This window comes from Methylobacterium sp. SD274, assembly GCF_017355285.1.
Classification (GTDB): Bacteria; Pseudomonadota; Alphaproteobacteria; order Rhizobiales; family Beijerinckiaceae; genus Methylobacterium.
The window spans coordinates 212,346-238,950 of record NZ_JADIJP010000002.1; the positions used below are offsets into that span (position 1 = coordinate 212,346).

Consider the following 26,605-nt stretch of genomic DNA (forward strand, 5'->3'; position numbering starts at 1 on the left):
TTAGCCGCTTCTACGCCATGGTGCGACATTCTGCGCGGTCGATACACAACCACCGCGGGTCTCTGATTGGACGCAGTCCGTGGTGGCAGGCGCCATCCACCCGCGCCGCAGATTCTTCTGTCCATTTGATCCGGGTATATCGGGCCTCTCCGTCCCTTCACCCAGAAATTCCAGCAGTCGGGCTGAAAACCGATCCGCTGAATCGACGTTGGAGATGTGTGCGGCGCCGTCGAGTCCGGCGTAGCGGCCCTGTGGCGCGCGCTCGGCCATGCAATGGCTGGTCTCGGGCGGGGACATCCCATCGAGGTTGCCTGCGATGAAAAGCGTCGGCATGGCGAACGAGGCGGTGCGTTCGGTGACGTCGAACGCGCCGATGCCGCGCGCAACATGGGCGAGCGAGGCGCCATCGGCCGTCGCCGCTATGCCATGCCAGACTTGATAGGTCCGCAAACCCTCCGGTGTCGTCTGGAACGCGGGAGAGACAAGCGACGGCCGGCTTTGTTCCAACCGTTGAACCGGACCACCGGGATGCTCGAAATTCGTCGCCCTGCCTTCCGCCAGCGCGTGGAAGACGGGCGTGCTTGTCTTGTCGAAGCTGTTCGCGACGACCAATCGGCCGATACGTTCTGGGTCTCGGAGCGCAAGCTCCAGCGCGATCATGCCCCCAGTGAGAGGCCAACCAGATCGACAGGCCCTATATCCAGATGAGTGAGCAGTGCTTCGATATCGCCCGCGAGCGCGGCGACGCCTATGGGCGCCGTCAGCTTGCCCGACGCGCCATGCCCGGCATGATCGCCCGATAGCCTGCCTCGACCAGCGGAGCGATCTGTGTCCCCAGGCGCGGCCTGAATTACTGATGCCATGCAGAAGGACGATAGGGCGGCCAGCGCCGAATTCGATGAAATAATTGGTGCGGCTAGCCGTGTCGTAAAAGGCCATTGTAAGACTCCTGTCGTCAGAGGCGGAGGAAGAGACGGTCACCGGGGCGAAAGCGCGCGGCGATGAGCGCGAGCGCGAGGCACAGTCCCGCCATCAGCCACCAGGCGGGGGTGAGGTCCGCCAGATGCTGACGCAGCAGTCCGGCGACCAGCGGCAGCGCGGCGGCGAGGACATAGCCCCCACCCTGCACGAAGCCGGCGAGCGCGCTTGCCTGATCGGCATCGTCGCCATGATCCATCGCGACGATCAGCGAGAGCGGGAAGAGCGCGCCAATGCCGAGCCCCGCCAGCAGCGCCGCCGCCCATGCGAGCTGCAGTGGCGCCACGCAGAGGCAGAGCATTCCCGTCAGCAGCGCGGCAATCGCGGTGAACAACACTGCGCGACGATCTTGCGATCGATCAACCCAAAGCGAGACGGTAATGCCTGCGACCACCTCCGACAGCGTGACGGCTCCAAGCATCGCGCCGGCCGCCTGCTCGGACCAGCCGAGCTGGGTGTAGAAGGGCGGCAGCCAGGCGAGGACGAGCGTATAGGCACCCGTGCCGAAGCCGAAGAACAGCATCAACAGCCAGGCGCGCGGCGCATGGTGCACCGGGCTGCGTTGCACCGATCCTATTCTCTCTTGCGGTCCCCGCGGTACCAGAAGCCAGACGCACAGCCCGAGGAGGGCAGGCAATGCCCAAATGCCCAGCGCGGTCGGCCAGCCCAATGCCCGCGCGATCCAGGCGCCCGCCATGCTCGACATCAACGCTCCACCCATGATCGCGGTGGAGTAAAAGCCCATCAGGCGCCCGCTCCGTGGTCCCGCTCGACGGCGGATGGCACCCGGCATCAGCGCCTGAACGATGGCGATGCCGACGCCGCCAACGATGGCGGTCAACACCAAAGCTGCCTCCTGCGGCCACACCCAGCGGCCCAGGCAGGCGAGGAGAATGAGCAGGACACCAGAGGCGATGCCTGCCCGCTCTCCCATCCATCCGCGCAGCCATGCCGTTCCCAGCAGGCAGATGCCCATCAATAAAACCGGGAACGTGGTCAGCAGACTCGCGCCGATGTCGCCAAGGCCCGTGTCGCGCTGGATCGCGTCGAGCAGTGGGCCGACCGAGGCCAGTGCCGGGCGCAGATTGATGCCGACGAGCAGGATTGCGGCCGGAAACAGCATCCGACCTGATGTTTCCCGCATGATGGTCTCCGAGCAATATGACCTTGTCAGGGTCGCCGCGTCCGATATTATCTCTACATAGAGATATGTATCTCGACGTCAAGATAGAGGCGCGGAATGGACAGGGCTGCAATGGCTGCGGAACAATGGGCCTGCGAACGGCCCGATCTCGATATCGGACCGATGGTGCTGCTGGGACGGCTGGGTGAAGCAGCGCTGCTGATCTCGCGGGATCGTCTCAATCCGCTATTTGCGGAATTTGGCCTGCAACCCGGCGAGTTCGACGTGCTTGCGACGCTCCGGCGCAGCGGCACACCGTATGCGCTCACGCCCACCGCGCTCTATGAGGCGGCGATGATTTCATCTGGAAGCATGACCAATCGCCTCGATCGGCTTGAGAATGGCGGACTGGTCGAGCGGAGGCCCAACCCGGCGGATAAACGGGGAACGTTGGTGGCGCTGACGGCCGATGGTCTGGCGTTGATCGATCGCGCAATAGAGGCTCACATCGCAAATCAGCAGAGCATCGTCAGTGGTCTGGATGAGCAGGAGCGAGGTCAGCTTGCCGCGCTCCTCGGCAAATTGATCCGATCTCAACAGCACGCGGACGGCGTTAGAGGGCTATAGCGTAGACGTAGTGCTCATCATCATCGGGCGTGGCCCGCCATCTTGGCCAAGCTGACGACGTACACGACCGTTCGGTTTCCGAATGCCGTCGATTTCCCCTCCGTCGCTCTTCCCCGTCTCAGCTAAGCCGGCATCGTGACCGGCGTTGCCGAATCGAGCGTTCGGTCGCGAGCGAAGGCCGCATGGCGCGACCTCATTGCCTCGCTGGATCTCAGACATTTCGAACATGTCGGCGTGCTTCCTGAGCGACTTGCGACGGATGACGGGCCTTCTATCGCTTCCGTTCGGCTGCACCGCTGAGGCTATGGCGCTGACACATGTCCTTGCCGGTTCGTGGTGTAGAAGGATCGCACCGCAACCGACAAAGGCGCATCACATGAGAATGATCCAGGCCCTTAGTTTGGGAGGCGTCATCGCTGTGAGTGTGCTTACCCAGCAGGCCTCGGCAGGCGACGCGCAGCTGCCAGGTTATTCCGATGGAGCTCAGGTCGTTCGGGTGGAAGGAAACCGGAGCCAGGTCGATCAGATCAGTGGTGTGATCTATTCCCAGATCCGTTCGATGCGTGCGATCCGGCAATTGCGCATGTCGCTGCTCGTGCCGCGCACCAAAGACAAAAAGCCTGCGATCGTGTATTTCCCGGGCGGTGGTTTCACCTCGGCTGATCATGAGAAATACTTCGAGCTGCGCTCGGCTCTGGCCGCGGCCGGCTTCGTCGTTGCCGCCGCCGAGTATCGTGTCGTCCCGGACAGGTTCCCGGCGCTGTTGGAGGACGGCAAGGCCGCCGTACGCTATCTGCGGGCTCACGCGGCCGAGTATGGCATAGACCCGACCCGGATCGGCGTCCTCGGCGATTCCGCTGGCGGCTATCTCTCCCAGATGGTCGGCGTCACCGGTGGAGAGAAAGCCTTCGACAAGGGCGATCATCTCGATCAGCCCTCGGATGTGCAAGCGGCCGTCACTCTCTACGGAATTTCGAACCTCCTCAATATCGGTGAGGGATTTTCGCCGGCGGTCCAACTCATGCACCAATCGCCTGCTGTGACGGAGGCGCTTCTCGTCAACGGGCCGGCTTTTCGTGACTTTCCCGGTGCTTCGATTTCAGCCGATCCCGACAAGGCGCTGGCTGCAAGTCCCATGGGCCACCTTGGCGGCGACGAGCCGCCCTTCCTGATCATGCACGGAACCGCCGACAGGCTCGTCTCGCCGGTGCAGAGCAAGCAACTGTTCGAAGGCCTGCGGGCAAAGGGCGGCAAGGCGGACTATGTGCTGGTCGAAGGAGCGGGCCATGGCGACCTCACTTGGTTTCAGCAGCCGGTGATCGATCGGGTCGTCGCATGGTTCAAGGCGACGCTGGGGGGACCCATCCCCGGAGGCGGTGGCAAAGCCGACCCGAAGTCTGACCTCTGACCGCCTTCCCATCCTCGGACTATGGTTTTTCGCGGAGGCGGTCTCGGTCTATGGACGCCTCGCCCTCCCCCGTCGTGGGGAGGGCGAGGCCTGCGGGGTCTTTCGATGGGATGATCCATCTTGGATGGGTCTGCGCAAACCGGCCATCATCGGTGGAAAATCTGACGGACGAGTTCACGGCCTCGCCGGCAGTCCCGCCCGCATGGGAACCCGACGCCGACCCCGTGCTTGCCCCTTCGAGCCGGCATTCCGCCCGGCCTCGGAGATGGCGATGTCGAGCGACACCGAGAAACACAAGGCTCTCCTGGCCGCGCTCAAAGCCGCCCAGGACAAGGGCGACGGTTCCTTCGAGCAGGCTGTCACGCAAGCCTTCGAGCACGTTTTCGAGCATCTCGAGCGCCTCAACGCCGTCAGCGACGCGGATGAACAGCGCGCTCTTCAGCCCGGGGGGTCTCCCACCCTGCGGTAGCCCGACGGCAGACCGGCTGGGATCCGCGCATATGGCGCGAAGCGTCGCTCTCAGCCGGCGGCTACGACGAGCGTGCGGACTTGATCCAGCAAGCTCGGGCCGAGGGCGAGCGGGCCATCGAACGGACGTTCGTGCATGGCGATCACCCCCAGGGTGATCACCAGCGCCGAGCCGAAGATGCTCAGGGAAGCGGCCTGAGACGACGGTCGCTCCACATGAATGGCGGCGATGATGAGAAGGGCGAGAGCCGAGAGAGCAAATAGGGTCACCCATTTGCTGTCGTCGCCCTCCATCTCGCTCAGGGCGAGCCTTTCGCTGCGCGCGGTCTGCAGGTTGAGCACCGCTGCGAGGAGGGCCGAATGGTTGGCTTTCCCGACGACTACGTCGAAATTCGGCGCCACCACCGCCTGAAGCAGTTTTCCGAAGGCATGGTCGGCCCGTGACGACGCCTTTCCGCCTTTCGCCATGGCGGGCCATTCCTCGTCGACGATCGACTCGATGTAATCCGCGAGCAGGATGCGGAAGTCCGGCAGGTCCTTGGATACGGATCGGCTCAGATTGTAGACGGCACGCGCCTGGGCGCTCTCCGTCTGTACGACGCGGGACGCCTGGCGCTGACGCTCCCAGGCATCGTTGGCGACAAAGCCAATCAGGAGCGACAGCAGGACCGAGACCACGCCGACGAAGGCAGGAGCGATGCCGGTCGAGACACCGACGATGAAGGGACGCGTCCGCTTGGTGTTCGTCAGGGTGATCAGCATCAGGCACCAGGCCAGGACGAGACAGGCGAGACTTCCGAAAATCAACCAGATCGGCTGATCGAGCCAGAACGTGAGCATCGGCATGGGTCCGGGTCGGTTGGCGCGGACTTCGATAAAGCAGCCGCCGGCGAAGGGATATGCGGCGTTCGCGCCTGTCCGTGATGGGCTCTGGCACGACCGGCTCGGATGGCGCGGGGCCATCCTTCATCCGCCGGATTTCGGAACATCAACCTCACAGGACGCTCACGTTCTCATCGTGGCAGTGGCCATAAGGCGAGGCGGCATCGTTGCGTCAGCCTGTCGACACATCGTCGATGCGAAAGCCGGACGACAGGAGACGAAGCCAAGGGCCTTGCACCGATCTCATCGATAGCCATCTGTAGACCATCCAATGGGATGGTTATGGGATGGTCGGCATGGTGGATCGAGTTCGTGAGGTGCGCCCGAAAGTGCCGGACAGCGAGAAGCTGACCCTCAATCTCGGCTTCGTCGATCTCGGGCAGATCGACCTACTGGTTCGGGATGGATTCTATGCCAACCGTGCCGATTTCATCCGGACGGCGGTGCGCAATCAGCTCGACCGTCAGGGCGATGCGGTGAAGCAATCGGTCGCCCGTAAGCAGCTCAGCCTCGGCCTGTCGCACTATACCGCCCGCGACCTCGAAGCCGCGCGGGATGCGGGCGCCCCGTTGCATATTCAGGTGCTCGGCCTCGCGAGCATCGCGTTCGATGTGACTCCCGAACTGGCCCGACAGGCCATCGCCTCCGTGCAGGTTCTCGGCGCCTTCCAGGCCAGTCCCGACGTCAAGGCGGCCTTGGCCGACCGTATCGCCTGACCCCTCGCAGAGACCCGCGTGGATCGTCGTTCCACAGCCCCAACGCCGCCAGGATCATGATGATGAAAGCTTATCCCAAGATCGACATGGCCGAGGTGACACGTCTCACCCGTGCCGGACAACTGAGCGAGGCGATGGCCCTGCTGCAGGGACAATCCGTACCGCCGGCGAGCGACGAGGTGGCCGGCGAGACCATCGACATGGTGGCGCCCGCTTTCCACGGCGGCGCCTGGACGGCCCCCGCCGCCGGCCCAACTGCCACCGACCATGCGGCGCACTCGGCGGGCCAAGCCTCCGCACGCCCCGGCCTCGCCGAGACGATCCGAGCCCTACGCGAGCGCTTTCCGAAGATGGGCGATATGCCCGATTTCGGGAAAGGCATGCCCGATATTGGAGGTGGAACGAGGTCCTCCCGCGGGGCGACGGTCGAGGTTCCGGCAGGAGCGCGGTTCGAGGAGCGGAGTTTCGCCAACGCGGCGGGCAGCCGGACCTACAAGGTCTATGTCCCGAGCGGCTACGAGGGCCAAGCGCTTCCGGTCGTGATCATGCTGCACGGATGCACCCAGAACCCGGATGATTTCGCCCTGGGAACCGGCATGAACGCTTTGGCCGAGGAGCAGACCTTCATCGTGGCGTATCCCGGCCAGCCGCAATCGGCCAACATGCAGAAGTGCTGGAACTGGTTCAATGGCAGCGACCAGCAACGCGGAAGCGGCGAACCGTCCCTGATCTCCGGGATCGCGCTGGAGGTGGTGAGGGAGTTCTCGGCCGATCCGAACCGGGTCTATGCGGCTGGCCTGTCGGCCGGCGGGGCGGCGGCCGCGATCATGGCCGCGACCTATCCGGATGTGTTTGCAGCCGTCGGCGTCCATTCCGGGCTGCCGTGCGGAGCAGCCACCGACATGCCCGGCGCATTCGCGGCCATGAATGGCGGCGGCACCGTCAAGGCGCGGAAGGACGGCCCGGGCATACCCACCATCGTCTTCCACGGGGATGCGGACAAGACGGTGAAGCCAATCAACGGCGAGCAGGTCTTTGCTCTCGCAATGCCAAACGCGGCGCTTTCCCAGGCCGTGAACCAGGGTGAATCCGCGAAGGGGATGGCCTTCACCCGTACCGTCCGGGCGGATGATGCCGGACGGCCCATGCTCGAACATTGGGCGCTGCATGGTGCCGGCCATGCCTGGTCGGGTGGAAGCAGGGACGGAAGCTACACCGATCCACGCGGGCCCGATGCCAGCCGGGAGATGGTGCGGTTCTTCATGACGCACACCAAGATCCCGTCTTGATCCGCACCCCGTCTCACATCATCGACCGTCAGGCGGAGTACTGAGGGTCGGGTTTCCCGCCCTAGCCCGCCTTCAGCCAGGTGCGCAGGCCGAATGCGACGATGCCGAGGGCGACGATGCTCGCCGCCCAGATCGCCGCGAACCAGAGGAGCCGCCGCCACAGCGGGGGCGGACCTCCGGGGGGCGAGCCATCGGGCATCAATGGTACCCCGATGCGTCGACCTTTCCGCGAAAGACCCAGTACGAGTAGGCCGTATAGGCCAGGATGATGGGGATCAGTATCGACGCGCCTGCGAGGAGGAAGACCTGACTGGCATGCGGGGATGCCGCCTCCCAGATCGTGATGCGCCCCGGCACGATGTCCGGGAAGATGCTGATCCCGAGACCGGCGAAAGACAGCAGGAACAGGCCAAGGGACAGGAGGAACGGTGCCGTCTCGGCACCTTTTCTGAGGAGATGGAAGAACAGGAACGAGGCCAGGACCACGAGGATCGGCACCTGCGCCGTGAGCAGGACGTTCGGCATCGAGAACCAGCGCTCCCAATATTGGCCTTTGAGGAACGGCGTGGCGGCGCTCACAGCCGCGACGGAGGCGATGGTCGCCGCGCCGAGCCAGAGCGAGAGCGTGCGGGCGCGTTCCTGCAGCGACCCTTCCGTGCGCATGACGAGCCATGTCGCCCCCAGGAGCGCATAGCCGCAGACGAGACCGAGGCCGACGAGGATGCTGAAGGGCGACAGCCAATCCCACCATCCGCCGGCATAGGCCCGGCCCTCGACCTTGATACCCTGTAACAGAGCCCCGAGCGCGATACCCTGGGCGAAGGTCGCCACCACCGATCCTCCGGTGAAGGCCACGTCCCACAGGGCCCGATGCCGGGGGTCGCGCCACCGGAACTCGAAGGCGACGCCGCGAAAGATCAGACCGAGCAGCATGGCGATGATCGGCGCATAGAGGGCCGGCATGATGACCGCGTAGGCCAGCGGAAAGGCAGCGAACAGGCCTCCCCCGCCGAGGACCAGCCAGGTCTCGTTGCCGTCCCAGACCGGGGCGACGGAGTTCATGGCGGTGTCGCGCTCCTGCCCCGGCTTGAAGGCCGGGAACAGGATGCCGAGGCCCAGGTCGAACCCGTCCATGACGATGTACGCGAAGACCGCGAAGGCGATGATGAAGGCCCAGACGACGGTCAGGTCGATGCTCGCGAGCATGGTAATGTCCTCACTCGGCCGGCTGGAGGGAGCGGTCGGGATTGACCGAAGTCGCTGGGGTGATGCCGGCGGTGCGGATCGGTGTTCCGGGCTCGATCCCGTGCTCGCCGAGATGCGGGGATTTCGCCATCAGGTGCAGGATGTAGAGGATCCCCATCCCGAAGACCGCGAAATAGATCAGTACGAACGCGACGAGCGAGGAGCCGACCGCCGGCACCGACAGGGGCGAGGCGGATTCGGCCGTTCGAAGCAGGCCGTAGACCGTGAAGGGCTGCCGCCCCACCTCGGTGGTGATCCAACCGGCTAAGACGGCGACGAAACCTGCCGGCCCCATGCCGACGGCGAAGCGGTGCAGAGGCTTCCAATCGTAGAGGGCCTTCCTGTACCGCGCGAACAGGCTGCAGACGCCGAGAAGCAGCATCAGCATTCCGAGGCCGATCATGACCCGGAAGGACCAGAACACCACCGGAACCGGCGGCCAGTTCTTGCGGTCCACGGTGTCGAGGCCCTTCAACGGCTCGTTCAATCCGTGTTTGAGGATCAGCGAAGACAGTTTGGGGATCGAGACCTCGTAGTCGACCCGGCCCGCTTCCTGGTTCGGCAGGCCGAACAGGATCAAGGGAGCGCCGTCCGGATGGCTCTCGAAATGCCCTTCCATCGCCATGACCTTGGCGGGCTGATGCTCCAGGGTGTTCAGCCCGTGAGCGTCGCCCGCCAGGATCTGGAGCGGCGCGACGATGGCGGCCATCCACATCGCCATCGAGAACATCGTGCGCGCGCCGAGATTGTATCGGTCGCGCAGCAGGTGCCAGGCTCCCACCGCGCCGACGACGAGGGAGGTCGTCAGGTAGGCGGCCAGCACCATGTGCACGAGGCGGTACGGGAAGGAGGGGTTGAAGACGATCGCCCACCAATCCTCCGGTACGAACTGCCCGGCGGCGTTGATGCCGTAGCCTTGCGGTGTGTGCATCCAGGAATTCACCGACAGGATCCAGAAGGCCGAGAAGAAGGTCCCGATCGCCACCATGAGGGTCGCGAAGAAATGCAGCTTCGGCCCGACCTTGGACATGCCGAACAGCATCACGCCGAGGAACCCGGCTTCGAGGAAGAAGGCGGAGAGCACCTCGTAGGCCATCAGCGGTCCGAGCACCGGTCCCGTCTTGTCCGAGAAGACCGACCAGTTCGTGCCGAACTGGTAGGACATGACCAGACCGGACACGACGCCCATGGCGAAGGCGATGGCGAAAATTTTGATCCAGTACTTGAACAGATCGAGGAAGACCTGCCGCCCGGTCGCCAGCCAGAGCCCCTCCAGAACCGCGAGGTAACTCGCGAGACCGATGGAAAAGGCCGGGAACACGATGTGGAACGCCACCGTGAAGCCGAATTGGATCCTCGCCAGGAGGAGAGCGTCAAAGTCCGACAGCATGTCGATCAACCTGAATGGTTGCTGGGAACGGGCAGGAAACGACTCGGCAGCTCAGTCTGCGGGACCAACCCTGCCCCATTGCGTCATCACGCTCAACGGCCGGTCCCCGGCTCCGCCTTTGGCGCGACCCGGACGGCGAAGCGTCCTTCCTCGGCTTTGTTGATGTATTGGCTCGCGATGAAGAGACCCTTGAGAGGGCGGATGATCGGAACGCAGGCCAGGAGAAGCAGCGGCAGCGTGACCACCGCATGGATCCAGAGCGGGGGATCGTAGGAGAGTTCCAGCCAGATGCCGAAAGCCGTGACGGGGAATGCCATCGACATCATGATGAAGAAGGCCGGCCCGTCCGCCGGGTCGGCAAAACCGTAATCGAGTCCGCAGGCTTCGCAGTTCGGCTTCAGGGTGATGAAGCCATCGAAGAGCCGTCCCTCGCCGCAACGGGGGCAACGGCAGCGAAGGCCCACGGAGAGGAGCGATTGATCTGTCGTCCTGTGCATTCTCGATGTCCTTGTTTCGCGGTGCCATCCTGACGAGCGGCGGAGATGCGGATCAGCGAAGCCGATTGTATGGTCTAGATATCCATACAAACATCCTATAAACCGGACATATCGTCACGGAAGTCGTATGAGTCGCCTAACTATGTATGCTGCATGTATGCATACAAAACTGTGTCGCGAGAGGCAATGATGGAGTCGTGGAATCCAACGATCCGGGACGAGGAGGGGCCGAAATATTTGGCCATCGTCAGAATCCTGGCAGAGGATATCCGCTCGGGACGGCTTCCTCCGGGGACGCGGTTGCCGCCTCAGCGCAGCTTGGCCAAGCATCTCAACGTCGATCTCACCACTGTCACGCGGGCCTTCAACGAAGCGCGGCGGACGGGTCTGATCGATGCGTCCGCCGGGCGGGGAAGCTTCATTCGCGCCGCCTCGCCATCGCTGGCGAAGGTCGCGACCGCCGACCCGTCCGGCAGCGTCGATTTCAGCATGAACATGCCGCCCCAGCCGGCGGCGGCCCGGCTCGCGGAGCGTATGGAGAGCGGTCTGTCGCGGCTTTCCGCGTCGGCGGGGTTCCTCGACCGGATGCAGTACCAGGACAGCGCCGGAAACCTCGCGGATCGCGCCGCCGGGGCGGATTGGCTCGGTCGCCGTCTGGGGCCGGTGCCGGTCCAGCGTGTCATCGTCGCCGGCGGGGCGCAGGCGTCGCTCGCCGCGATCCTCACCGTGGTGCTGAAACCCGGCGATGCCCTCTGCGTCCCGATCCTGACCTATCCGGGGCTCCGCATGGCGGCCGAGCGGCGTAGGGCTCGTCTGCTTCCCGTGTCAGCCGATGGCGAGGGTATCCTCCCGGACGCGTTCCTCGAATGCTGTCGTCTCCACCGTCCGCGCGCCCTCTATCTGGTGCCGACCCTCGACAACCCGACCACCGCAACGATCCCGACGCACCGACGCCAAAGGATCGCCGAGATCGCCCGAACCCACGATGTCGCGATCATCGAGGATGACGCCTATGGCGCCCTGCCACCCGATGCCCCGGCTCCCTTCGCGTCATTCGCGGGGGACATCACCTGGCATATCGCGACCCTGTCCAAATGCGTCAGCCCGGGGCTGCGCATCGCTTATGTCGCCGTACCCGGCACGAACGAAGCGGTCCGCCTCGCCGCCGAGCTACGCGCCATCAGCATGATGGCCTCGCCGCTCGCCGCTGCCCTCGCTTCCCATTGGATCGCCAATGGGGAACTCGATTCCATCGTCACTGCCATCCGGCACGAGAATGGACATCGTCAGGCCGTGGCGCGGGAGGCCCTGCGGGGCCTCGTTGTCCATGCCCATCCCTGCGGGCATCACCTCTGGCTGCCATTGCCGCCACCCTGGCAACGCGGAGAATTCGGCGCTCATGCGCGCCAGAGCGGGTTGTCCGTGATTCTGAGTGATGCCTTCGCGGTCGGCCCGGCACCCGATGCGATCCGCGTTTCCCTCGGGGCCGCCCCCGATGGCGAGGCTTTGCGCTACGGTCTCAGCCTTCTGGCGAACCTGTTGGCGCATCCGCCCGGTGCCATTACGAGCATTGTCTGAGACGAGTGAAGCAAGCATCGGTCGGGGCGTTCGGGCGTTCCCGCCCGCGCTACTCCTTGATGCCCAGGGCCGAGAACGGGCATATCACCGATCGCCGATCCGGTGAGACAGCGTGGTTTTGTCGCTCAGTTTAGAACTCCTTTAGCCAACGTTCAGCTTTCCTTTGCCAAAACATCCCGCAGGCATTGCCAAATGCGCCCGGCGCATGGGGCATAGCATGGGCAAAGGGGGAATGGATGGGCGCTCGCGATCTGGGAATGACGGCTTCGAGGCCAGCGCACGGTTCTGAGGCTCAGCCCTCGGAGCGTCCTGCCGGGGCAAAGATACCGGACGCGGCGCGGGTTCATATCGGTGCCGAACTGAGGGCGTTCTACGCCTGCATTCTCGCCGAGGAGCAGCCGCCGGCCCTGTTGGATCTGGTTGCGCGCCTCACCCAGGCTTCTACGGGGCGTGACGCCGCGGCTTACGCTGCCTTCAGCGCCGATCTACTCACCGCGTTGCCGGGTCTGAGGGCCTTCGCCCTGTCGCTGGCCATCAACGCGGCGACGGCGGACGACCTCGTGCAGGAGACGCTCCTGAGAGCATGGCAGAACCGGCACCGGTTCGAGCCCGGCAGCAACCTCATGGCCTGGCTCTGCACCATCCTGCGCAATCATTTCTATACGGAGTGCCGCAAGCGGAAGCGGGAGGTCGAGGACGCGGATGGGGTCATGGCCGCACAGGTCGCCGCGCCGGCAGCCCAGGAGGCGAGCAGCGACCTCAAGCGGGTCTGGCAGCATCTCGGCAAATTGCCGCCGTCGCAGCGGGAGGCCCTGATCCTCGTCGCGGCCCAGGGCATGACATACGAGGCCGCCGCTGAGCTCATCGGCTGTCAGGTCGGTACCATGAAGAGCCGGGTGAGCCGCGCACGGTCGTCACTGGTGGGATCTCTCGGAATGGACGTGCACCAGAAGACGCCCATGGGCCAGATCGCCAGCGACAGTCTCGAACCCGCGGCGGTACAGATCGGTCTCGGCGCCTGAATGCAGCGGGACGGGATGCGTAGTTAACCGCGACCGGTCTGAGGACCGGTTGTGGGACAGAGCCGCGCACGAGAGGTAGGTTGTCTTGACGGCAGAGCTGACATGAACAGCGACTGACCTCGAACATCGTCGCCGAGAGTGACGGATACTTTCTGGCGGGATCGACGTTCCGTTCCATTCGCCGTTTCACGATAACGGTCGAAGGATAGCCGATGACAACAGCACCGTATCGCGTCGATATCTTCGCACCCGATGGACGCCGCAGCCTCGTCGCGTTCACGGAGCGGGAGGTCGCCCTGAAGGCCGAGTCCCTGCTCGCCTTCTACAAGGGGAACGTGCTCAGCGTCGGCTTCACCGTGACCTGCCACGATCCGGAAGCCGCGCGCCGGATCGCCTTTTACCTCACCGATGTCTCACGCGAGCTCGAACTGATCTGAGACTGGCGATCCTGTTCGGCCAACCCTCGCGGCCATCAGGATATGCATCGGGACGGGGTTTTGCCGACGTCCGGACTCTGCATGAATATGGAAGCCAGAAAGCTGTCGCGCCAACAAGTCGTCGACATGGCTGAGCATCTCGATGTGTTGGCGCGCCCTGCGGGAATCGAACCCGCCTTTTCAGCGTGAAAGGCTGACGTCCTAACCGATAGACGAAGGGCGCTTGCTCGAGAGCGAGGGTTCTATAGGCGGCTTCCCCCGGCAGGGCAACCGGTGTTTCGCGGTGTTTCACGCTTGACGAACGGCATGGCGGTCGCTTTGTCGCTTCTCAGCACCCGCGCGGCGTCTCTGTCGTGCCTTCAGGCAGTGGATAACACCATGAATACGCGACGCGACGGGCCGGGCGGGCCCCGCACCAGCCGGCCGGGCGGCCAGCGCGACCGGTTTCGGCATGGGCCGCCCTCTTCCGGGCCCCGCGGTGTCAGCGGCGATCACGTCGTGCTCTATGGATGGCACCCGGTGTCGCAGGCGTTGGCGAATGAGGGCCGTGGCCTGCATCGGCTTCTCGCCACCGAGAACGCCTTGGCGCGCCTGACCGAGGAGCTGGGTCAGCTCAGGATCGACGCCGAACTCGTGCGCCCCAACGCCATCAACGCCTTGCTCGGGCCCGATGCTGTGCATCAGGGCCTCTATCTGGAAGCCGATCCCCTCCCCGGCCCGGATCTCGACGACCTGCCGGACGATGCGCTGCTGTTGGCCCTCGACCAGATCACCGACCCGCATAATGTCGGCGCCATCGTCCGCACCGCCGCCGCCTTCGGCGTCGCGGGCATCATCACCACGGCGCGGCACTCGCCCACCGCCACGGGTGTGCTGGCGAAATCCGCCTCGGGCGGGCTCGAACACGTGCCGCTCGTGATCGTACGCAACCTGTCGGATGCGCTGATCGATCTCGGCAAGCGCGGCTTCACCCGCATCGGTCTCGATTCGGAGGGAGAGGCCACCCTCGATTCCGTCGGGCCGAAGCGGCCGGCGGTGATCGTGCTCGGAGCCGAGGGCAAGGGCCTGCGCCAGCGCACGCGGGACAATTGCGACGTCCTGGCCCGTATTCCGTTCAGCGGCGAAATTCGCAGCATCAACGTCTCGAACGCCGCCGCGATCACGCTCTATGCCTTGAGCGTTCGCGGCGGCTGACGCGTCGGTCTCAGCGCCAGAACGGCTTCACGTCGAGAAGCGCCTCGTGCGCCTTCTCCGCCGCCTTGAGCAGTTGGCCCGTGCGGGCCTCTCCGTCGGCGGCGGTGAGACCGGCGGCGAACAGCGCCCGCCCGTCGACGCCGGACGTCTCACCGTTTCCGGTGTCGGCCAGGCTCGCCAGTACGGAGTGTGCGGTGGCGAGGTCGTTCAGCGCGCCGAGGTGATCCTGCAGGTCCGAGAGGGCCGCGACGAAGGCCTTGTGGCGCTTCTGCGCTGACTTCTCCGCGTAGAGCGAGGCGAAGAACTCGGCACCGTAGCGCAGCTTCTTGGCTTCGATGCGTACCTCGTGGCGGGCTTCCGCATCGATGCGATGGAGATGCCGGCCGCGTTTGCGGATACGCCGGCGGGCCTTGTCGAGCGTCGCTTCGGCATGGTCGCGGGCCGAGACCGGCTCCCGCTTCCCGTCGCCCCGCCACGGCCCGGTTTCGATCCAGGCGGAGAGGTCGAGAATCAGGCTGCGCCAGGCTTGCGATTCGAGGATCGCGAACACGGTCCCGTAGGCGCGGTCGCGTTCGGCTTCGAGGCGGATTCGCAGATCGTCGAGCCCCGCTTCGTCCGGCCTGCGGGTCATCTCGCCGGCCAGGGTCTCGCTGAGGAAGACGTCGAGGTTGCGGGCATGCCCGAACGGCTCGGTGACGCGCTTGATCTCCTGGCGCAGATGGGTCGCGGCAGGATCGCTCGCGAGGATCGGCTTGAACAGGGTGAAGGCCGAGCGAAGGCGCCGCAGGGCGACGCGGATCTGATGCAGACCCTCCGGATCGCGCGTCTTGAGGAAGACATCCTCGTTGAGCCGCAGATGGGTGAGGCAGGCGATGGCGATGGCACGGAACGCCTCCGCCGCCGACCCGTCCGGGCTCAGCTTGACCGATCCGGCCTTGCTCGGCCTGCGCAGCGTACCGCTGAGGATCCTGAAACCACGCTCGCTCTTCGACAGGACGCCGAGGCGCAGCGGCACCCTCTCTGCAAGGGTTTGGGCGAGGGAGAACAGGTCGGCCGGATCACCCTCGATCAGTTCGAGTTCGAGCTCCCAGATGGGAGCGTCCCCGTCCGGCGTCTCGACCCTACCTTGGTCGAGGGTCGCCGAGATGCGCGAGGTTCCATGGGCCACGGCGCGGGTGCTGCGCTCGATCACGGTGGTGACGACGGCATTGAGGTCAGGCGAGGACGCGCTGCCGAGCACGTCCGGGACCGGTGTATCGTCGATGAGTGACAGGTCCGGGGTCGGGCCGTCCACGGCCCATTCCCATTCCGACCGGTCGAACAGGCCGGCCGCCGACGAGGCGGCCTTCACCGTCTGGACATGGCGCTCCCCGTGCCTGCGCACCCGCAGCGTTATTCCCTGGCGGTGGAGGGCCCGCTCGGCCGTGTCGTAATAGGTGGCGGAGAGGAATTCCGGGTCGGTCGGCCCCTCGACGGCGAGGAGCGGGTGGCGCGCCAGTTCCAGCAATTCGGCGGCGCCGCAATCCAACTTCAGCTCGATTTCCCTCGGGGTAACCATCGGTCGTCCTGTTCTCTGGTCCGGTGTGACGGGTGCCAACGCCCGAGGACCGGTTGTGGATCATCCCCGTGCTTCCCGGGCCGCGCAAGCGCGCTATGCCGCTGCCGGATGGACAAACGTGAGAAATCCCGTAGCTGAGGCGGGATGGCCCGATGAATCGGGCTTCGGTCCGGCGCGCAGGATCATAGGCACGGGATCGTAAGGGTTCGATGACGGTAGACCGGGTAAGGGCCGATCGGCTCCTGGTCGAGAATGGCCATTTCGAGAGTCGGGCGAAGGCCCAGGCGGCGATTGAGGCGGGTCTCGTCACCGCAGACGACCGTCCCGTTACCCGTGCCTCGGACAGGATCGACCGGCGGGCGCGTATCGTGGCGAGCGCTCCCCATCCCTTCGTCTCGCGCGGCGGGCTGAAGCTGCAGGCTGCGCTCGACGCGTTCGGGTTCGATCCGGCTAGCCTTGTCTGTCTCGATGTCGGCGCTTCCACGGGAGGATTCACCGATGCGCTGCTGCGGGCCGGCGCCCGGCACGTCTATGCGGTCGATGTCGGCCGGGATCAGCTCCACGCCTCTCTCCGCGGCGATCCGCGCGTGACCAGTCTTGAGGGCCAGGACGTGCGCGGTCTCGATGCGATGACGATTCCGCTTGTGCCGTCCCTGGTGGCGATCGATGTCAGCTTCATCGCCCTTCGCCTTGTCCTGCCCGCAATCGTGCCGCTCATGGCACCGGGCGCGGCATTGGCCGCCTTGATCAAACCTCAATTCGAGGCGGGGCGCGACCGGGTCGGGCGCGGCGGCATCGTTCGCGACGAGGCCGTCCACCAGGCTGTCTGCGAGGAGGTGACGAACCTCGTCGCCGATCTCGGCCTGTCGGTCCTCGGCCTCATCCCCTCCCCCGTCGCCGGTGGCGACGGCAATCGCGAGTTCCTCATCGGGGCACGCTCTCAGGTGCGCCCATGACGGATAGGACCATGACCGAACAATCGAACCTTTCCACCCTCGAGATCGCGCGTCTCGGACAACGTGGGGATGGCATGGCGACGGATGGCACCATCGTGCCCTATGCCTTGCCCGGCGAGCGCGTTTCGGTTCGCCGCGATGGGACGCGGGTTTCCCTCGTGGCGGTCGAGACCCCCTCCCCGGACAGGGTCGACCCGTTCTGCGGCTATTTCGGAACCTGTGGCGGTTGCGCGGTCCAGCATCTCGCACCCGAGCCCTACGCCGCCTGGAAGCGGGGCAACCTCGCGCAGGGCCTGGCTCAGGCCGGAATCGAGGTTCCGTGCGAGCCGACCCGCGATGCGCATGGATCGGGCCGCCGCCGGCTCACCCTCCATGTGCGCGAGATCGACGGCAAGGGCGTCGCCGGGTTGATGGAGGCGCGCAGCCACGCCCTCGTGGCGATCGATCATTGCCCGATCACGGTCGAGCAACTGCACCGTGCGCCCGCCGTCGCGCGGGCACTGAGTGCTCCCCTCGGTCATGGGCGCAAACCCCTCGACGTCGCCTTCACGGCCACCGAAGCCGGCCTCGATGTCGACTTGCGCGGACATGGCCCGGTGAGTGAAGGCCTGCGCGCCACGCTGGTGCGGCTGGCGGGCGAACTCGACCTCGCGCGCCTGTCCCTTCACGGCGATATCGTGGTGGAGCGTCGCGCGCCCGCGATCACCACCAGCGCGGCCCGCCTCGTGCCTCCGCCGGGAGGCTTCCTTCAGGCGACGGAAGCCGGCGAGGCCATGCTCGCCGAACTTGTGGTCGCGGCCCTGGACAAGCGCGTGAAGCGCGTCGTCGATCTGTTCGCCGGTGCCGGCCCGTTCACTCTCGCCATGGCCCGTACACGGGATGTCCATGCTGTAGAGGGTGAGGCCGCGGCGATCGCCAGCCTCGACCGGGCGTTTCGGTCGACACCCGGCCTGCGCCGGATCACGAGCGAAACGCGCGACCTTTTCCGCCGGCCGCTTCTTCCCATCGAACTCGAAACCTACGACGCCGTGGTGTTCGATCCGCCGCGCGCCGGCGCGCAGGCCCAGGCCAAACGCATCGCGGAGGCGAAAATCCCTCTCGTCATCGGGGTCGCCTGCGACATCGGCTCGTTCGCGCGCGATGCCGCGACCCTAATCGAGGGGGGCTATCGACTCGAACGGGTCGTTCCTGTCGACCAGTTCAAATATTCGAGCCATCTCGAAATGGTGGGCGTGTTCCGGAAGGATGTCGCCAAGCGCAGGCCCTCGCTGAGGTAAGAACCGGTCACCGATGCGCGGTCGGCCACCTCGATCCCAGGGCGCAGTGCGCTGCGGCACATGGCAGGGGGCCGTGAGGTCATGGCAGCCTCGCTCAGAATCCCATGGTCGGCGGGGGCTCTCATCGCCACGTTAGCGGGAGCCAAACCTCACCCCATTCAGGATTCTTCGTCGTGGACGTCTTCACCGCAAAGATGCTGGTTTCCGCAGCCCTCGTCACGGCCATTGCCGGTTTCTCCCTCCTGACCGCTGGTTGGGCCCTGCTCGATGTCTATAGCGACTACCGCAATGGTGCCGAAGAGCGCGCCTCTTCCTCTCCCCGGAACTGAGCATTCTCGGGTCCCAATCAGAACAGCGTTCCTTGAGCATCTTCATCGCTGGATCGCGGGCGGTCTTTCGGTGGAATGTTCGCGATCGGGGCCGGTCCGGCACGACCGACCGGGACGGCGAGGTCCGCGCCCTCATTGCGGGCGTCATTGACCCGCGCACTGACCGGATCGAGGGTTAGCCACTCGTCGGGGCATGGCCGACACAGCGCGGCCGCCTCTTCCGGTCCTGTGCCGAGATGGTCGAGCCAGGGCGCGATGGCATCGGGCGACAAGATGGCGGGCATACGGTCATGGACCGCCGCCATTGTGCCGTTGGCGCCCGTGGTGACGATGGCGGCGGTGTCGATCTCGGACCCGTCGGCCCCGAGCCAGTTCTCCCACACGCCCGCGAAAGCCATCGGCGCCCCGTCCGCCCGACGGATCATGTAGGGCGTCCGCGTCATGGTCTTGCCGGTTCCCTCCCGGCGCCATTCGTAGAATCCATCGGAGAGGAAGACGCAGCGGCGGTGGCGGATAGCCCCGCGGAACGTCGCTTTCTCCAGCAGCGTCTCGACGCACGCGTTGATGATGAGCGGAAAGCCCTTCGGGTCTTTCAACCAGCCCGGCAGGAAGCCCCAGCGCACAAGCCGGAAGTGCCGCTCGCCGCGTTCCGCCAGCACGATCGGCACCGGCTGTGTCGGCGCCACGTTGTAGCGCGGCGGGAAGTTCGGCTGCTCGGGATAGCCGTAGAACGCCCGGAAGACGTTCGGATCCTGTTGGATGAGGAAGCGGCCGCACATGTGCTTACCTTCGCCAGCCCTCCAGTGCAGGACGAGCCCGATGAGCAGTGCCGACGCTCCAGGGACGCATGAGATCCATCCTGCCCTACAGCCATTTCTTCCAGCGAAAGAACACGTATGGCAGTACAGCGGCCACCACCATCATCACCACGGCCATGGGATAGCCGAAGTTCCAGTCGAGCTCCGGCATCGCCTTGAAGTTCATGCCGTAGATCGAGGCGATCAGCGTCGGCGGCATGAACACCACCGCCATGACCGAAAACAGCTTGATGATGTTGTTCTGCTCGAGATTGACGAGGCCCAGCGTCGCGTCCAGCAGGAACTGGATTTTGGACGAGAGGAAGGTCGCGTGCTCCTCCAGCGACTGCAGATCGCGCAGGGTCGAGCGGACGTCTTCGCGCAATTCTCGCGGCGCCTTGGTGGTGCGGTAGGTCGCGGAGAGTGAGAGCAGGATGCGCTCCATGGAGACCAGGCTCTCGCGCTGCTTCGAGATCAGGTCTCCCAGGCGCCCGAGTGCCCGGAGTGTGTCCTGCAGGGCGGTGTTGCGGGCCGATGGGTCCTCTTTCTCCTCGAAGATCTTGCCCGAGAGCCGGTCGATCCGCTCGCCCTGAAGCTGAAGCACGTCCGCCGCTCGGTCGATCACGGTCTCGATCAGCCCGGCGAGGATCGTCTCGCCCGACGGAGCGGCGGAGGGCCCGTTGCCGGTCGAGCGGCCAGCCCGCTGGGTGTACATGCGGAAAGCTTGCGGCTCCTCGTAGCGCACCGTGACGAGACGGTTGCCGCGCAGGATGAAGGTGATGCCGGCCAGCCCCGGTTCGTCCGCGTCGCTGACCTTGCTCAGCACGCGCCCCGTCATGTAGCGCGCCCCGTCCTCCACATAGAGGAGTTCGGAGGGCTCGATGTCCTTCATCTCCTCGCGGGTCGGCACCGAGATGCCCATGAAGGCCTCGACCTTGAGGTCTTCCTCCCGCGTCGGGCGGATCATGTCGAGCCAGACGGTCTCGTCGGGAATGGGGTCCTGCAGTTCGAGGGGACGGCGATCGAGCAGGATGTGCCCAGGGCCGGCGATCGGCTGATGGATGAAAATCACGCGTTACGTCTCAGGCGAGGGCCCCGGAAGGCGGTGTGTTCGCATCCGGCACGAAGAAGTCCGGCGCAAGGGATATACCGGGTGTGACGCGGTATTGTGTGAAGTCCGTGACACCTTGCTCGGCGAGGAAGCTGTCGTCGATGAGGAAGCGGCCGGTGACCTCGCGGGACGGTTGCAGGAACAGGGCATGGGCCGCATCCGCCATGATCTCCGGTTTGCGGCTCGCCTGGATCAGCGCCTCACCGCCGAGGAGATTTCGTACGGCAGCCGTCGCGATGGTTGTGCGCGGCCAAAGGGCGTTCACGGCGATACCCTGGCGACGCAATTCGCCGGCGAGGCCGAGTACGCAGAGCGACATGCCGAACTTCGCCATCGTGTAGGCGAGATGCGGCGCGAACCACTTCTCCGCCATGTCGAGGGGCGGCGACAGCATCAGGATATGCGGGTTCTCTGCCTTCTCCAGGTAGGGGATCGCATATTTTGAGACCATGTAGGTGCCGCGGGTGTTGATCTGGTGCATCAGATCGAAGCGCTTCATCTCCGTCTGCGGCGTACGGGTGAGCGAAATCGCGCTCGCATTGTTCACGACGATATCGATCCCCCCGAAGGTTTCCGCCGTCCGCGCGATCGCTGCGGCGACGCTGGCCTCGTCGCGCACGTCGACGAGGAGCGGCAGGGCCCGACCGCCTGCCGCCTCGATGGCCGCCGCCGCCGTATGGATGGTGCCTTCGAGCTTGGGATGCAGCGTCTCGGTCTTCGCGGCGATGGCGACGTTGGCGCCGTCGCGCGCGGCGCGCAGGCCGATGGCGAGGCCGATGCCGCGCGAGGCCCCGGTGATGAACAGGGTCTTTCCCGCCAGGGAGTTCAAATCCGTCATGCCCGTTTCCTCATGGTCCAATTTGAAAGCGCGGCGGCTGCGTGCCGTCTAGATCGGTGAAGCCGTATTCCGCGGCGAGATCGCCCGCATGGAGGATGTGCCCGCTACGGGCATGGACGACGGGATCGGCGGCCAGGGCCGCCAGGGCCCGGCCGGCATAGAGCGGGCTTTCGGTTGCCCGGTCGGCATGGCCGTTGTCGCGGGCTCGCTCCGTGCCGACGAAACCCGGCGAGAGCCCGAGCACCGTCACGCGATGGGGCGCGAGGTCCTGGGCGCAGGCATAAGCGAGACGGTTCGTCGTCGCCTTGGCAAGGTCGTAGAACACGTCACCCAGATAGTCGGGCTGCGTATCGAACGAGGCGAACGCGATCAGCCCCCGTTTCGCAGAGACCATGGCGGGGGCGACCGCACGCGCCAGGAGCAAGGCCGGTAATGGGCCGGTTTCGAAGAAGGACGAGAGCGGCTCCACGGAGCGTCGCCAGAATGGGGTGCCCCATTCTACTCCATCCGCGTAGCGCTCGCCGTCGAAACCCTCATTGCCGCCCCAGACGCTGGAGACCGCGACATCGATCCGCCCGAAGCGGCGCAAAGCCCATTGGACGAGGCGATCCACCTCCCGCTCGCTGGTATGGTCGCAGATGTAATGATGGCCGTGGCCGCCTGCGGCATCGACCGCACGGGCCGTATCCTCGATCGTCTCCGGCCTACCCTCGGTGCGAGGCCCCGTCTCGCTCGATCGTGCCGTGACGATCACCGTGGCGCCGGCTTCGCCCAATCCACGCGCAAGGCCCCGCCCGACGCCGCGCGAAGCCCCGGCCACGAGGCAGATCGCGTTGCTCAGGTCGGGCGCATTCCTGCTCACGGCGCTTTCGTTTTCCCGAGGAAGCGCTCGAAGGCTTCCTGCGCCTCGGGCGCTCGCAAGCGTTCTTCGAAGGCCACGGCCTCGGCTTCCAATGCGGCCTCGACGTCGGCTTGGTCACCCCGGATGAGCTTGCGGGTCGCCGCGACCGCCCCCCGTGGCAATCCGGCGAGGCGGGCGGCCTGGGCCATGGCGTGATCCTCCAGAAGGTCGGATGCGACGACATCGTTGACGAGACCCAGCCTCCGAGCCTCGTCGGCATCGAGGGGCTGTGACAACAGCAGGAGTTCGGTGGCCTTCAGGAGCCCGACCCGTCGCGGAAGCAGATAGGACGAAGCCGCCTCCGGCACGAGGCCGAGTTCCACGAACGGCATCCGGAACCGCGCCGCCGGGCTGGCATAGACGAGGTCGCAATGCAGCGTCAGCGTCGTGCCGATCCCAACGGCGATCCCGTCCACCGCCGCTACCATCGGCGTGGCGGTCCGAGCGAGCTGCCGGATGAAATGCAGGGCGGGTGCTTCCGTGAAAGGCCGTCGCGCGCCGGCGACGAAATCGGCGAGGTCGTTGCCAGCGCTGAACGCGCCCGGCGCCCCGGCGAAAACGATGGCGCCGATGCTCTCCGATGAATCCGCCCGCGCGAGCGCGTCCCGCATGGCGTCGTACATCGCGCCGGTGAGCGCGTTCTTCTTGTCCGGCCGGTCGAGGCGAATCAGGCGGACGCCGTCCGATGTGTCGTGGATCGCGATGTGCTCGGTCATGTGTGTCCTCGCTTTCCGGCGATCTCTCTCCCGTCTGGCCGCTAGTCCCTCTCCCCTCTGCGGGAGAGGGTGGCCCGCGAATGCGGGTCGGGAGAGGGGAGCGCGCCGTCCGGAGAGGTCGTCCCCTCTCCCGCCTGCTCCGCAGGCACCCTCCCCCGCAGAGGGGGGAGGGTCTTCGTGCTCACCCCGCCAAGGCCAGCATACCGTCCTGCGTGAACCCGCCACCATCGACGACGCTCTGTTCCAACCCGCCCGCCGCCGTGAGGAGGTTTTCGGCGAAGAACCGCGCCAGGGCGATGCGGGCGCCGTGGGCGGGATCGGTCTCGCCGGTCTTGAGGGCGGCATTCGAGGCGAGCGCCGCAAGGGCGAGGCAGGTCGCGCCTTGCGCGAGGCCGAACAGGCGCAGATACGGCGTCGCTCCCGCCTGGGCCTCCTCGGGACGGTTCGAGGCCAGGGCCTTCAGCAGGAAACTCGTCGCCCGGTCGAGGCTTTCGATCCCGGCACGCAGGCGCGGACCGAGATGGCCGAAAGCGGGGGTCGCATCCTTCTGGACCGCCTCGGCCACGCGACGCATGGAGGCCAGCTGCGCCCTCACGGTGGCCCCGCTATTCAGCGGCAGCTTGCGCGCTACAAGGTCGATGGCCTGGATGCCGTTGGTGCCCTCGTAGATCGCCAGGATGCGTGCGTCGCGCATGTGCTGGGCCGCGCCCGTCTCCTCGACGAAGCCCATGCCGCCATGGACCTGGACGCCCAGAGAAGCGACCTCGTTGGCTATGTCGGTGGAGAACGCCTTGGCTACGGGGGTCAGCAACGACGCCCGGTCGTTCGCTTGCTTGCCTTCTGGGCCGCGCGCGGCATCGAGTGCTTCGGCCGTGAGGTAGCAGATGCCGCGAGCGGCTGCCGTATAGGCTTTCATCGTCAGCAGCATCCGCTGCACGTCGGGATGCTCGACGATGGGGCTTACGGGATCGGACGAGCCCGCCGCCTTGCCCTGGCGCCGATCGCGGGCATAGGTCAGCGCCTGCTGGTACGACCGTTCGGCGACGCCCACCCCCTGCAGCCCGACATTGAGCCGGGCCGAATTCATCATCGTGAACATGCAGGCGAGGCCACGGTTCTCCTCGCCGATCAGCCAGCCCGTGGCGCCGCCGTTATCGCCGAAAGCCATCGAGCAGGTCGGCGAGCCATGGATGCCGAGCTTATGTTCCAGCCCCGAGCAGCGCAGGTCGTTGTGGCTGCCGTCGGGAAGGATCTTCGGCACCAGGAACAGGGAGATGCCGCGCGTTCCGGCCGGGGCGTCCTTCAGCCGGGCGAGGACGAGATGGACGATGTTGTCCGCCATGTCGTGCTCGCCATAGGTGATGTAGATCTTCGACCCGACGATGCGGTAGCTCCCGTCCCCCGCCGGGTCGGCGCGGCTGCGCAGGAGGGACAGGTCCGAACCCGCCTGGGGCTCGGTGAGGTTCATCGTGGCGGTCCACTCGCCGGAGACGAGTTTTTCGAGATAGCGCCCCTTCAGGTCCTCGGAACCGTGTTTCGACAGCGCTTCGATCCCGCCGGCGGTAAGGAGCGGGCACAGCGCGAAGCTGATGCTGCCGGCATTCCACATCTCGCTGCAGGCGGCGTTGAGGAGCAGTGGAAGCCCTTGGCCGCCATATTCGGGTTCGGCGCTCAGGCCGTTCCAACCGCCCTCGATCCAGGTGCGATACGCGTCGGGCCAGCCCGGCGACGTGGTCACGGCACCGTCCTCAAGGCGCGCGCCCTGCCGATCCCCGATGGTGTTGAGGGGCGCGATCACGGCGTCGGCCACCCGGCCGGCCTCTTGCAGGATCGCGTCTGCATCCTCCAACGTCAGGTCGCCATGGGCGCCCGAGGCGATGGCGGCATCGAGCCCAGCGACATGGCGCAAGGCAAAGCTGATCTCGGCAACCGGCGTGCGATAGCTCATGGACGTATCTCCCGCGTCGTCTCGAGCGACGCTTCACCCTGTGTTTGGCGCGCGAGCCGACCCGGCGACAGGTCGGTCACGTCGTTCGCCGATAGGCATAGGCAAGACCGCATCGCGGGGATAGGCAGTCGCTGGAGCGGGACACCGCACGACGCCGCACGTCATCCGGGCAGGAGATAGTTTAGATATGAACGATCTCGCGTCAATCCCCGGCCAGACCTTGATGCTCGGTATCGACGAGGCTGGAATTGAGCGATCCGCGAATCTCCTTCGCGGGGGCGCTCTGGTCGCCTTTCCCACGGAGACCGTCTACGGGCTCGGCGCCGACGCCACCGACTCCGATGCCGTGGCGCGGATCTACACGGCGAAGAATCGCCCGAGCTTCAACCCCCTGATTGCCCATGTGCCAGGTCTCGACGCGGCCCGGCGCGAAGGCGTCTTCGACGAGATCGCCCTGCGTCTCGCGGCCGCGTTCTGGCCGGGACCGCTGACCCTCGTCGTTCCGGTCGCTCCGGGGGGGACGGTCAGCGACCTCGGCCGCGCCGGTCTTCCCAGCGTCGCCCTGCGCGTCCCGGCCAGTCCCGTCGCCCTCTCCCTTCTGGAGAAGGTCGGGCGACCGGTGGTGGCGCCCTCTGCCAACCGGTCGGGACGTGTGAGCCCGACGCGAGCCGAGCATGTCCTCGCCGATCTCGACGGTCGCATCGCCGCGATCCTCAATGGCGGGAGCACCTCGGTCGGCCTGGAATCCACCGTCATCGCTTGTCTCTACGGTCGGGCACGCCTGCTCCGCCCCGGCGGTGTGACGCGGGAGGTGGCGGAAGCCGTGTTGGGCTTTGCCTTCGATACCGGAAACCATCCTGACGAGGCACCGATCGGCCCCGGTCTCCTCGCTTCGCATTACGCCCCTCGGGCGGCCGTGCGACTTGACGCGTTGCGGATCGAGCCGGATGAGGCGGTTCTGCTGTTCGGGCGAGATGTACCGCCCGGTACGGACGCAGCGAAAGCGCGCCTCAACCTCAGCGAGACCGGCAGCCTCGAAGAGGCAGCGTCCGCGCTCTTCTCCGCCCTACGCCATCTGGACGCTGCCGGTACCGGGATCATCGCGGTCGCTCCGATCCCCCGGACGGGCCTCGGCGAGGCGATCAATGACAGGCTACGCCGGGCGGCGGCGCCCCGCTGAAATTGTTTTTTGGTTTCAGGGAACCGAGTCAGCGCGAAGGCGTTCAACGATTACGAAGGTCAGTTCAGCCCCCAAATGACCTTCTCCCTTTCAAGGCTCGGATTCGTCCGAGCCTTTTTTCTTGCGTGCAATTGGTGAAC

At 65.9% G+C, this 26,605-nt stretch carries 27 protein-coding genes and 1 tRNA gene; 13 read left to right on the top strand and 15 right to left on the bottom strand.

From position 1 onward, the window contains the following. Positions 1–660, bottom strand: a complete 660-nt coding sequence (locus tag IPV08_RS02770; protein WP_207410652.1) for a hypothetical protein — start codon at positions 658–660, stop codon at positions 1–3. Between the two features lie 295 nt (positions 661–955). Beyond that, positions 956–2,101 (bottom strand): MFS transporter, encoded by a 1,146-nt coding sequence (locus IPV08_RS02775; protein ID WP_246747746.1) that lies wholly within the window; start codon positions 2,099–2,101, stop codon positions 956–958. Between the two features lie 117 nt (positions 2,102–2,218). Here IPV08_RS02775 and IPV08_RS02780 point away from each other — a divergent pair, with 117 nt between their 5' ends. The 3 genes from IPV08_RS02780 (at position 2,219) to IPV08_RS02790 (ending at position 4,605) form a co-directional block, all read left to right on the top strand. Continuing rightward, on the top strand, positions 2,219–2,728 hold the full coding sequence (locus IPV08_RS02780; protein WP_207410654.1) for a MarR family transcriptional regulator: 510 nt from the start codon (positions 2,219–2,221) through the stop codon (positions 2,726–2,728). A 382-nt stretch (positions 2,729–3,110) separates the two neighbouring features. Next, positions 3,111–4,136 (top strand): alpha/beta hydrolase, encoded by a 1,026-nt coding sequence (locus tag IPV08_RS02785; protein WP_246747747.1) that lies wholly within the window; start codon positions 3,111–3,113, stop codon positions 4,134–4,136. Between the two features lie 271 nt (positions 4,137–4,407). After that, positions 4,408–4,605, top strand: coding sequence for a hypothetical protein (locus tag IPV08_RS02790; protein WP_207410656.1), 198 nt, complete (start codon positions 4,408–4,410; stop codon positions 4,603–4,605). Positions 4,606–4,655: 50 nt separating this feature from the next. On the opposite strand, the gene IPV08_RS02795 is transcribed toward IPV08_RS02790, so the two are convergent. Next, positions 4,656–5,450 (bottom strand): DUF4239 domain-containing protein, encoded by a 795-nt coding sequence (locus IPV08_RS02795; RefSeq protein WP_246747748.1) that lies wholly within the window; start codon positions 5,448–5,450, stop codon positions 4,656–4,658. Positions 5,451–5,782: 332 nt separating this feature from the next. Between IPV08_RS02795 and IPV08_RS02800 the strand changes: the two genes are divergently transcribed. Both IPV08_RS02800 and IPV08_RS02805 read left to right on the top strand, forming a co-directional pair. After that, a complete protein-coding gene (locus IPV08_RS02800) occupies positions 5,783–6,202 on the top strand; it encodes a hypothetical protein (RefSeq protein WP_056430548.1) in 420 nt (139 codons plus the stop codon). 62 nt (positions 6,203–6,264) lie between these two features. Continuing rightward, positions 6,265–7,491 carry a PHB depolymerase family esterase gene (locus IPV08_RS02805; RefSeq protein WP_207410657.1) on the top strand — a complete coding sequence of 409 codons (1,227 nt, stop codon included), beginning with the start codon at positions 6,265–6,267 and terminating at the stop codon, positions 7,489–7,491. A gap of 61 nt (positions 7,492–7,552) precedes the next feature. On the opposite strand, the gene IPV08_RS02810 is transcribed toward IPV08_RS02805, so the two are convergent. From IPV08_RS02810 to IPV08_RS02825, 4 genes are all read right to left on the bottom strand, one after another. Continuing rightward, entirely contained in the window at positions 7,553–7,690 is a 138-nt protein-coding gene (locus IPV08_RS02810; protein WP_207410658.1) for a DUF2474 family protein, read from the bottom strand. After that, positions 7,690–8,697 carry a cytochrome d ubiquinol oxidase subunit II gene (gene cydB / locus IPV08_RS02815; protein ID WP_207410659.1) on the bottom strand — a complete coding sequence of 336 codons (1,008 nt, stop codon included), beginning with the start codon at positions 8,695–8,697 and terminating at the stop codon, positions 7,690–7,692. Before cydB ends, IPV08_RS02810 begins: the two co-directional genes overlap by 1 nt. 10 nt (positions 8,698–8,707) lie before the next feature. Then, positions 8,708–10,126, bottom strand: coding sequence for a cytochrome ubiquinol oxidase subunit I (locus IPV08_RS02820; protein ID WP_207410661.1), 1,419 nt, complete (start codon positions 10,124–10,126; stop codon positions 8,708–8,710). A 92-nt stretch (positions 10,127–10,218) separates the two neighbouring features. Then, entirely contained in the window at positions 10,219–10,623 is a 405-nt protein-coding gene (locus IPV08_RS02825; RefSeq protein ID WP_056430199.1) for a DUF983 domain-containing protein, read from the bottom strand. 186 nt (positions 10,624–10,809) lie between these two features. On the opposite strand from IPV08_RS02825, the gene IPV08_RS02830 reads away from it, so the two are divergent. The 3 genes from IPV08_RS02830 to IPV08_RS02840 all read left to right on the top strand — a co-directional run bounded on the left by IPV08_RS02830 (position 10,810) and on the right by IPV08_RS02840 (position 13,660). After that, on the top strand, positions 10,810–12,201 hold the full coding sequence (locus IPV08_RS02830; RefSeq protein ID WP_207410663.1) for a PLP-dependent aminotransferase family protein: 1,392 nt from the start codon (positions 10,810–10,812) through the stop codon (positions 12,199–12,201). 257 nt (positions 12,202–12,458) lie between these two features. Next, positions 12,459–13,223 carry a sigma-70 family RNA polymerase sigma factor gene (locus IPV08_RS02835; protein ID WP_246747749.1) on the top strand — a complete coding sequence of 255 codons (765 nt, stop codon included), beginning with the start codon at positions 12,459–12,461 and terminating at the stop codon, positions 13,221–13,223. Positions 13,224–13,435: 212 nt separating this feature from the next. Further along, positions 13,436–13,660 (top strand): hypothetical protein, encoded by a 225-nt coding sequence (locus IPV08_RS02840; RefSeq protein ID WP_056430194.1) that lies wholly within the window; start codon positions 13,436–13,438, stop codon positions 13,658–13,660. Between the two features lie 148 nt (positions 13,661–13,808). On the opposite strand, the gene IPV08_RS02845 is transcribed toward IPV08_RS02840, so the two are convergent. Next, positions 13,809–13,883 (bottom strand) — tRNA-Glu (locus IPV08_RS02845). Positions 13,884–14,038: 155 nt separating this feature from the next. On the opposite strand from IPV08_RS02845, the gene rlmB reads away from it, so the two are divergent. Then, the gene (rlmB, locus tag IPV08_RS02850; protein WP_056430189.1) at positions 14,039–14,854 is read left to right on the top strand and encodes a 23S rRNA (guanosine(2251)-2'-O)-methyltransferase RlmB; all 816 of its coding nucleotides are present in this window, start codon (positions 14,039–14,041) and stop codon (positions 14,852–14,854) included. 10 nt (positions 14,855–14,864) lie between these two features. Here the strand turns inward: rlmB and IPV08_RS02855 are convergent, their stop codons facing one another. Further along, on the bottom strand, positions 14,865–16,412 hold the full coding sequence (locus IPV08_RS02855) for a CYTH and CHAD domain-containing protein (RefSeq protein WP_207410665.1): 1,548 nt from the start codon (positions 16,410–16,412) through the stop codon (positions 14,865–14,867). A gap of 209 nt (positions 16,413–16,621) precedes the next feature. Here IPV08_RS02855 and IPV08_RS02860 point away from each other — a divergent pair, with 209 nt between their 5' ends. The 3 genes from IPV08_RS02860 (at position 16,622) to IPV08_RS02870 (ending at position 18,974) form a co-directional block, all read left to right on the top strand. Next, the gene (locus IPV08_RS02860) at positions 16,622–17,368 is read left to right on the top strand and encodes a TlyA family RNA methyltransferase (protein ID WP_207410667.1); all 747 of its coding nucleotides are present in this window, start codon (positions 16,622–16,624) and stop codon (positions 17,366–17,368) included. Positions 17,369–17,379: 11 nt separating this feature from the next. Beyond that, a complete protein-coding gene (locus tag IPV08_RS02865; protein WP_207410668.1) occupies positions 17,380–18,645 on the top strand; it encodes a methyltransferase in 1,266 nt (421 codons plus the stop codon). A gap of 173 nt (positions 18,646–18,818) precedes the next feature. Continuing rightward, on the top strand, positions 18,819–18,974 hold the full coding sequence (locus tag IPV08_RS02870) for a hypothetical protein (protein WP_207410669.1): 156 nt from the start codon (positions 18,819–18,821) through the stop codon (positions 18,972–18,974). A gap of 17 nt (positions 18,975–18,991) precedes the next feature. Here the strand turns inward: IPV08_RS02870 and IPV08_RS02875 are convergent, their stop codons facing one another. From IPV08_RS02875 to IPV08_RS02900, 6 genes are all read right to left on the bottom strand, one after another. Further along, positions 18,992–19,753 (bottom strand): SOS response-associated peptidase, encoded by a 762-nt coding sequence (locus IPV08_RS02875; protein WP_207410670.1) that lies wholly within the window; start codon positions 19,751–19,753, stop codon positions 18,992–18,994. 85 nt (positions 19,754–19,838) lie between these two features. Beyond that, complete coding sequence (locus IPV08_RS02880) at positions 19,839–20,843, bottom strand: magnesium transporter CorA family protein (protein ID WP_056430177.1); 1,005 nt, start codon at positions 20,841–20,843, stop codon at positions 19,839–19,841. Between the two features lie 10 nt (positions 20,844–20,853). Then, entirely contained in the window at positions 20,854–21,720 is an 867-nt protein-coding gene (locus IPV08_RS02885) for an NAD(P)-dependent oxidoreductase (protein ID WP_207410671.1), read from the bottom strand. 10 nt (positions 21,721–21,730) lie between these two features. Next, entirely contained in the window at positions 21,731–22,540 is an 810-nt protein-coding gene (locus IPV08_RS02890; protein ID WP_207410776.1) for an SDR family NAD(P)-dependent oxidoreductase, read from the bottom strand. A 38-nt stretch (positions 22,541–22,578) separates the two neighbouring features. Next, positions 22,579–23,337, bottom strand: coding sequence for an enoyl-CoA hydratase-related protein (locus IPV08_RS02895; protein ID WP_207410672.1), 759 nt, complete (start codon positions 23,335–23,337; stop codon positions 22,579–22,581). Positions 23,338–23,518: 181 nt separating this feature from the next. Then, on the bottom strand, positions 23,519–25,285 hold the full coding sequence (locus tag IPV08_RS02900) for an acyl-CoA dehydrogenase (protein ID WP_207410673.1): 1,767 nt from the start codon (positions 25,283–25,285) through the stop codon (positions 23,519–23,521). Positions 25,286–25,472: 187 nt separating this feature from the next. On the opposite strand from IPV08_RS02900, the gene IPV08_RS02905 reads away from it, so the two are divergent. Continuing rightward, positions 25,473–26,465, top strand: coding sequence for an L-threonylcarbamoyladenylate synthase (locus tag IPV08_RS02905; RefSeq protein WP_207410675.1), 993 nt, complete (start codon positions 25,473–25,475; stop codon positions 26,463–26,465). The last annotated feature ends 140 nt before the right edge of the window (positions 26,466–26,605 follow it).

Bases quoted from the DNA above. Each gene is read 5' to 3' on its own strand.
- IPV08_RS02900 (WP_207410673.1), bottom strand. From the start codon at position 25,285: ATGAGCTATCGCACGCCGGTTGCCGAGATCAGCTTTGCCTTGCGCCAT.
- IPV08_RS02875 (WP_207410670.1), bottom strand. From the start codon at position 19,753: ATGTGCGGCCGCTTCCTCATCCAACAGGATCCGAACGTCTTCCGGGCG.
- IPV08_RS02860 (WP_207410667.1), top strand. From the start codon at position 16,622: ATGACGGTAGACCGGGTAAGGGCCGATCGGCTCCTGGTCGAGAATGGC.
- IPV08_RS02780 (WP_207410654.1), top strand. From the start codon at position 2,219: ATGGACAGGGCTGCAATGGCTGCGGAACAATGGGCCTGCGAACGGCCC.
- IPV08_RS02790 (WP_207410656.1), top strand. From the start codon at position 4,408: ATGTCGAGCGACACCGAGAAACACAAGGCTCTCCTGGCCGCGCTCAAA.
- IPV08_RS02895 (WP_207410672.1), bottom strand. From the start codon at position 23,337: ATGACCGAGCACATCGCGATCCACGACACATCGGACGGCGTCCGCCTG.
- IPV08_RS02830 (WP_207410663.1), top strand. From the start codon at position 10,810: ATGATGGAGTCGTGGAATCCAACGATCCGGGACGAGGAGGGGCCGAAA.
- IPV08_RS02825 (WP_056430199.1), bottom strand. From the start codon at position 10,623: ATGCACAGGACGACAGATCAATCGCTCCTCTCCGTGGGCCTTCGCTGC.
- IPV08_RS02805 (WP_207410657.1), top strand. From the start codon at position 6,265: ATGAAAGCTTATCCCAAGATCGACATGGCCGAGGTGACACGTCTCACC.
- IPV08_RS02820 (WP_207410661.1), bottom strand. From the start codon at position 10,126: ATGCTGTCGGACTTTGACGCTCTCCTCCTGGCGAGGATCCAATTCGGC.
- IPV08_RS02840 (WP_056430194.1), top strand. From the start codon at position 13,436: ATGACAACAGCACCGTATCGCGTCGATATCTTCGCACCCGATGGACGC.
- IPV08_RS02855 (WP_207410665.1), bottom strand. From the start codon at position 16,412: ATGGTTACCCCGAGGGAAATCGAGCTGAAGTTGGATTGCGGCGCCGCC.
- rlmB (WP_056430189.1), top strand. From the start codon at position 14,039: ATGAATACGCGACGCGACGGGCCGGGCGGGCCCCGCACCAGCCGGCCG.
- IPV08_RS02800 (WP_056430548.1), top strand. From the start codon at position 5,783: ATGGTGGATCGAGTTCGTGAGGTGCGCCCGAAAGTGCCGGACAGCGAG.
- cydB (WP_207410659.1), bottom strand. From the start codon at position 8,697: ATGCTCGCGAGCATCGACCTGACCGTCGTCTGGGCCTTCATCATCGCC.
- IPV08_RS02785 (WP_246747747.1), top strand. From the start codon at position 3,111: ATGATCCAGGCCCTTAGTTTGGGAGGCGTCATCGCTGTGAGTGTGCTT.
- IPV08_RS02775 (WP_246747746.1), bottom strand. From the start codon at position 2,101: ATGCTGTTTCCGGCCGCAATCCTGCTCGTCGGCATCAATCTGCGCCCG.
- IPV08_RS02885 (WP_207410671.1), bottom strand. From the start codon at position 21,720: ATGACGGATTTGAACTCCCTGGCGGGAAAGACCCTGTTCATCACCGGG.
- IPV08_RS02810 (WP_207410658.1), bottom strand. From the start codon at position 7,690: ATGCCCGATGGCTCGCCCCCCGGAGGTCCGCCCCCGCTGTGGCGGCGG.
- IPV08_RS02835 (WP_246747749.1), top strand. From the start codon at position 12,459: ATGACGGCTTCGAGGCCAGCGCACGGTTCTGAGGCTCAGCCCTCGGAG.
- IPV08_RS02795 (WP_246747748.1), bottom strand. From the start codon at position 5,450: ATGCCGATGCTCACGTTCTGGCTCGATCAGCCGATCTGGTTGATTTTC.
- IPV08_RS02905 (WP_207410675.1), top strand. From the start codon at position 25,473: ATGAACGATCTCGCGTCAATCCCCGGCCAGACCTTGATGCTCGGTATC.
- IPV08_RS02865 (WP_207410668.1), top strand. From the start codon at position 17,380: ATGACCGAACAATCGAACCTTTCCACCCTCGAGATCGCGCGTCTCGGA.
- IPV08_RS02770 (WP_207410652.1), bottom strand. From the start codon at position 660: ATGATCGCGCTGGAGCTTGCGCTCCGAGACCCAGAACGTATCGGCCGA.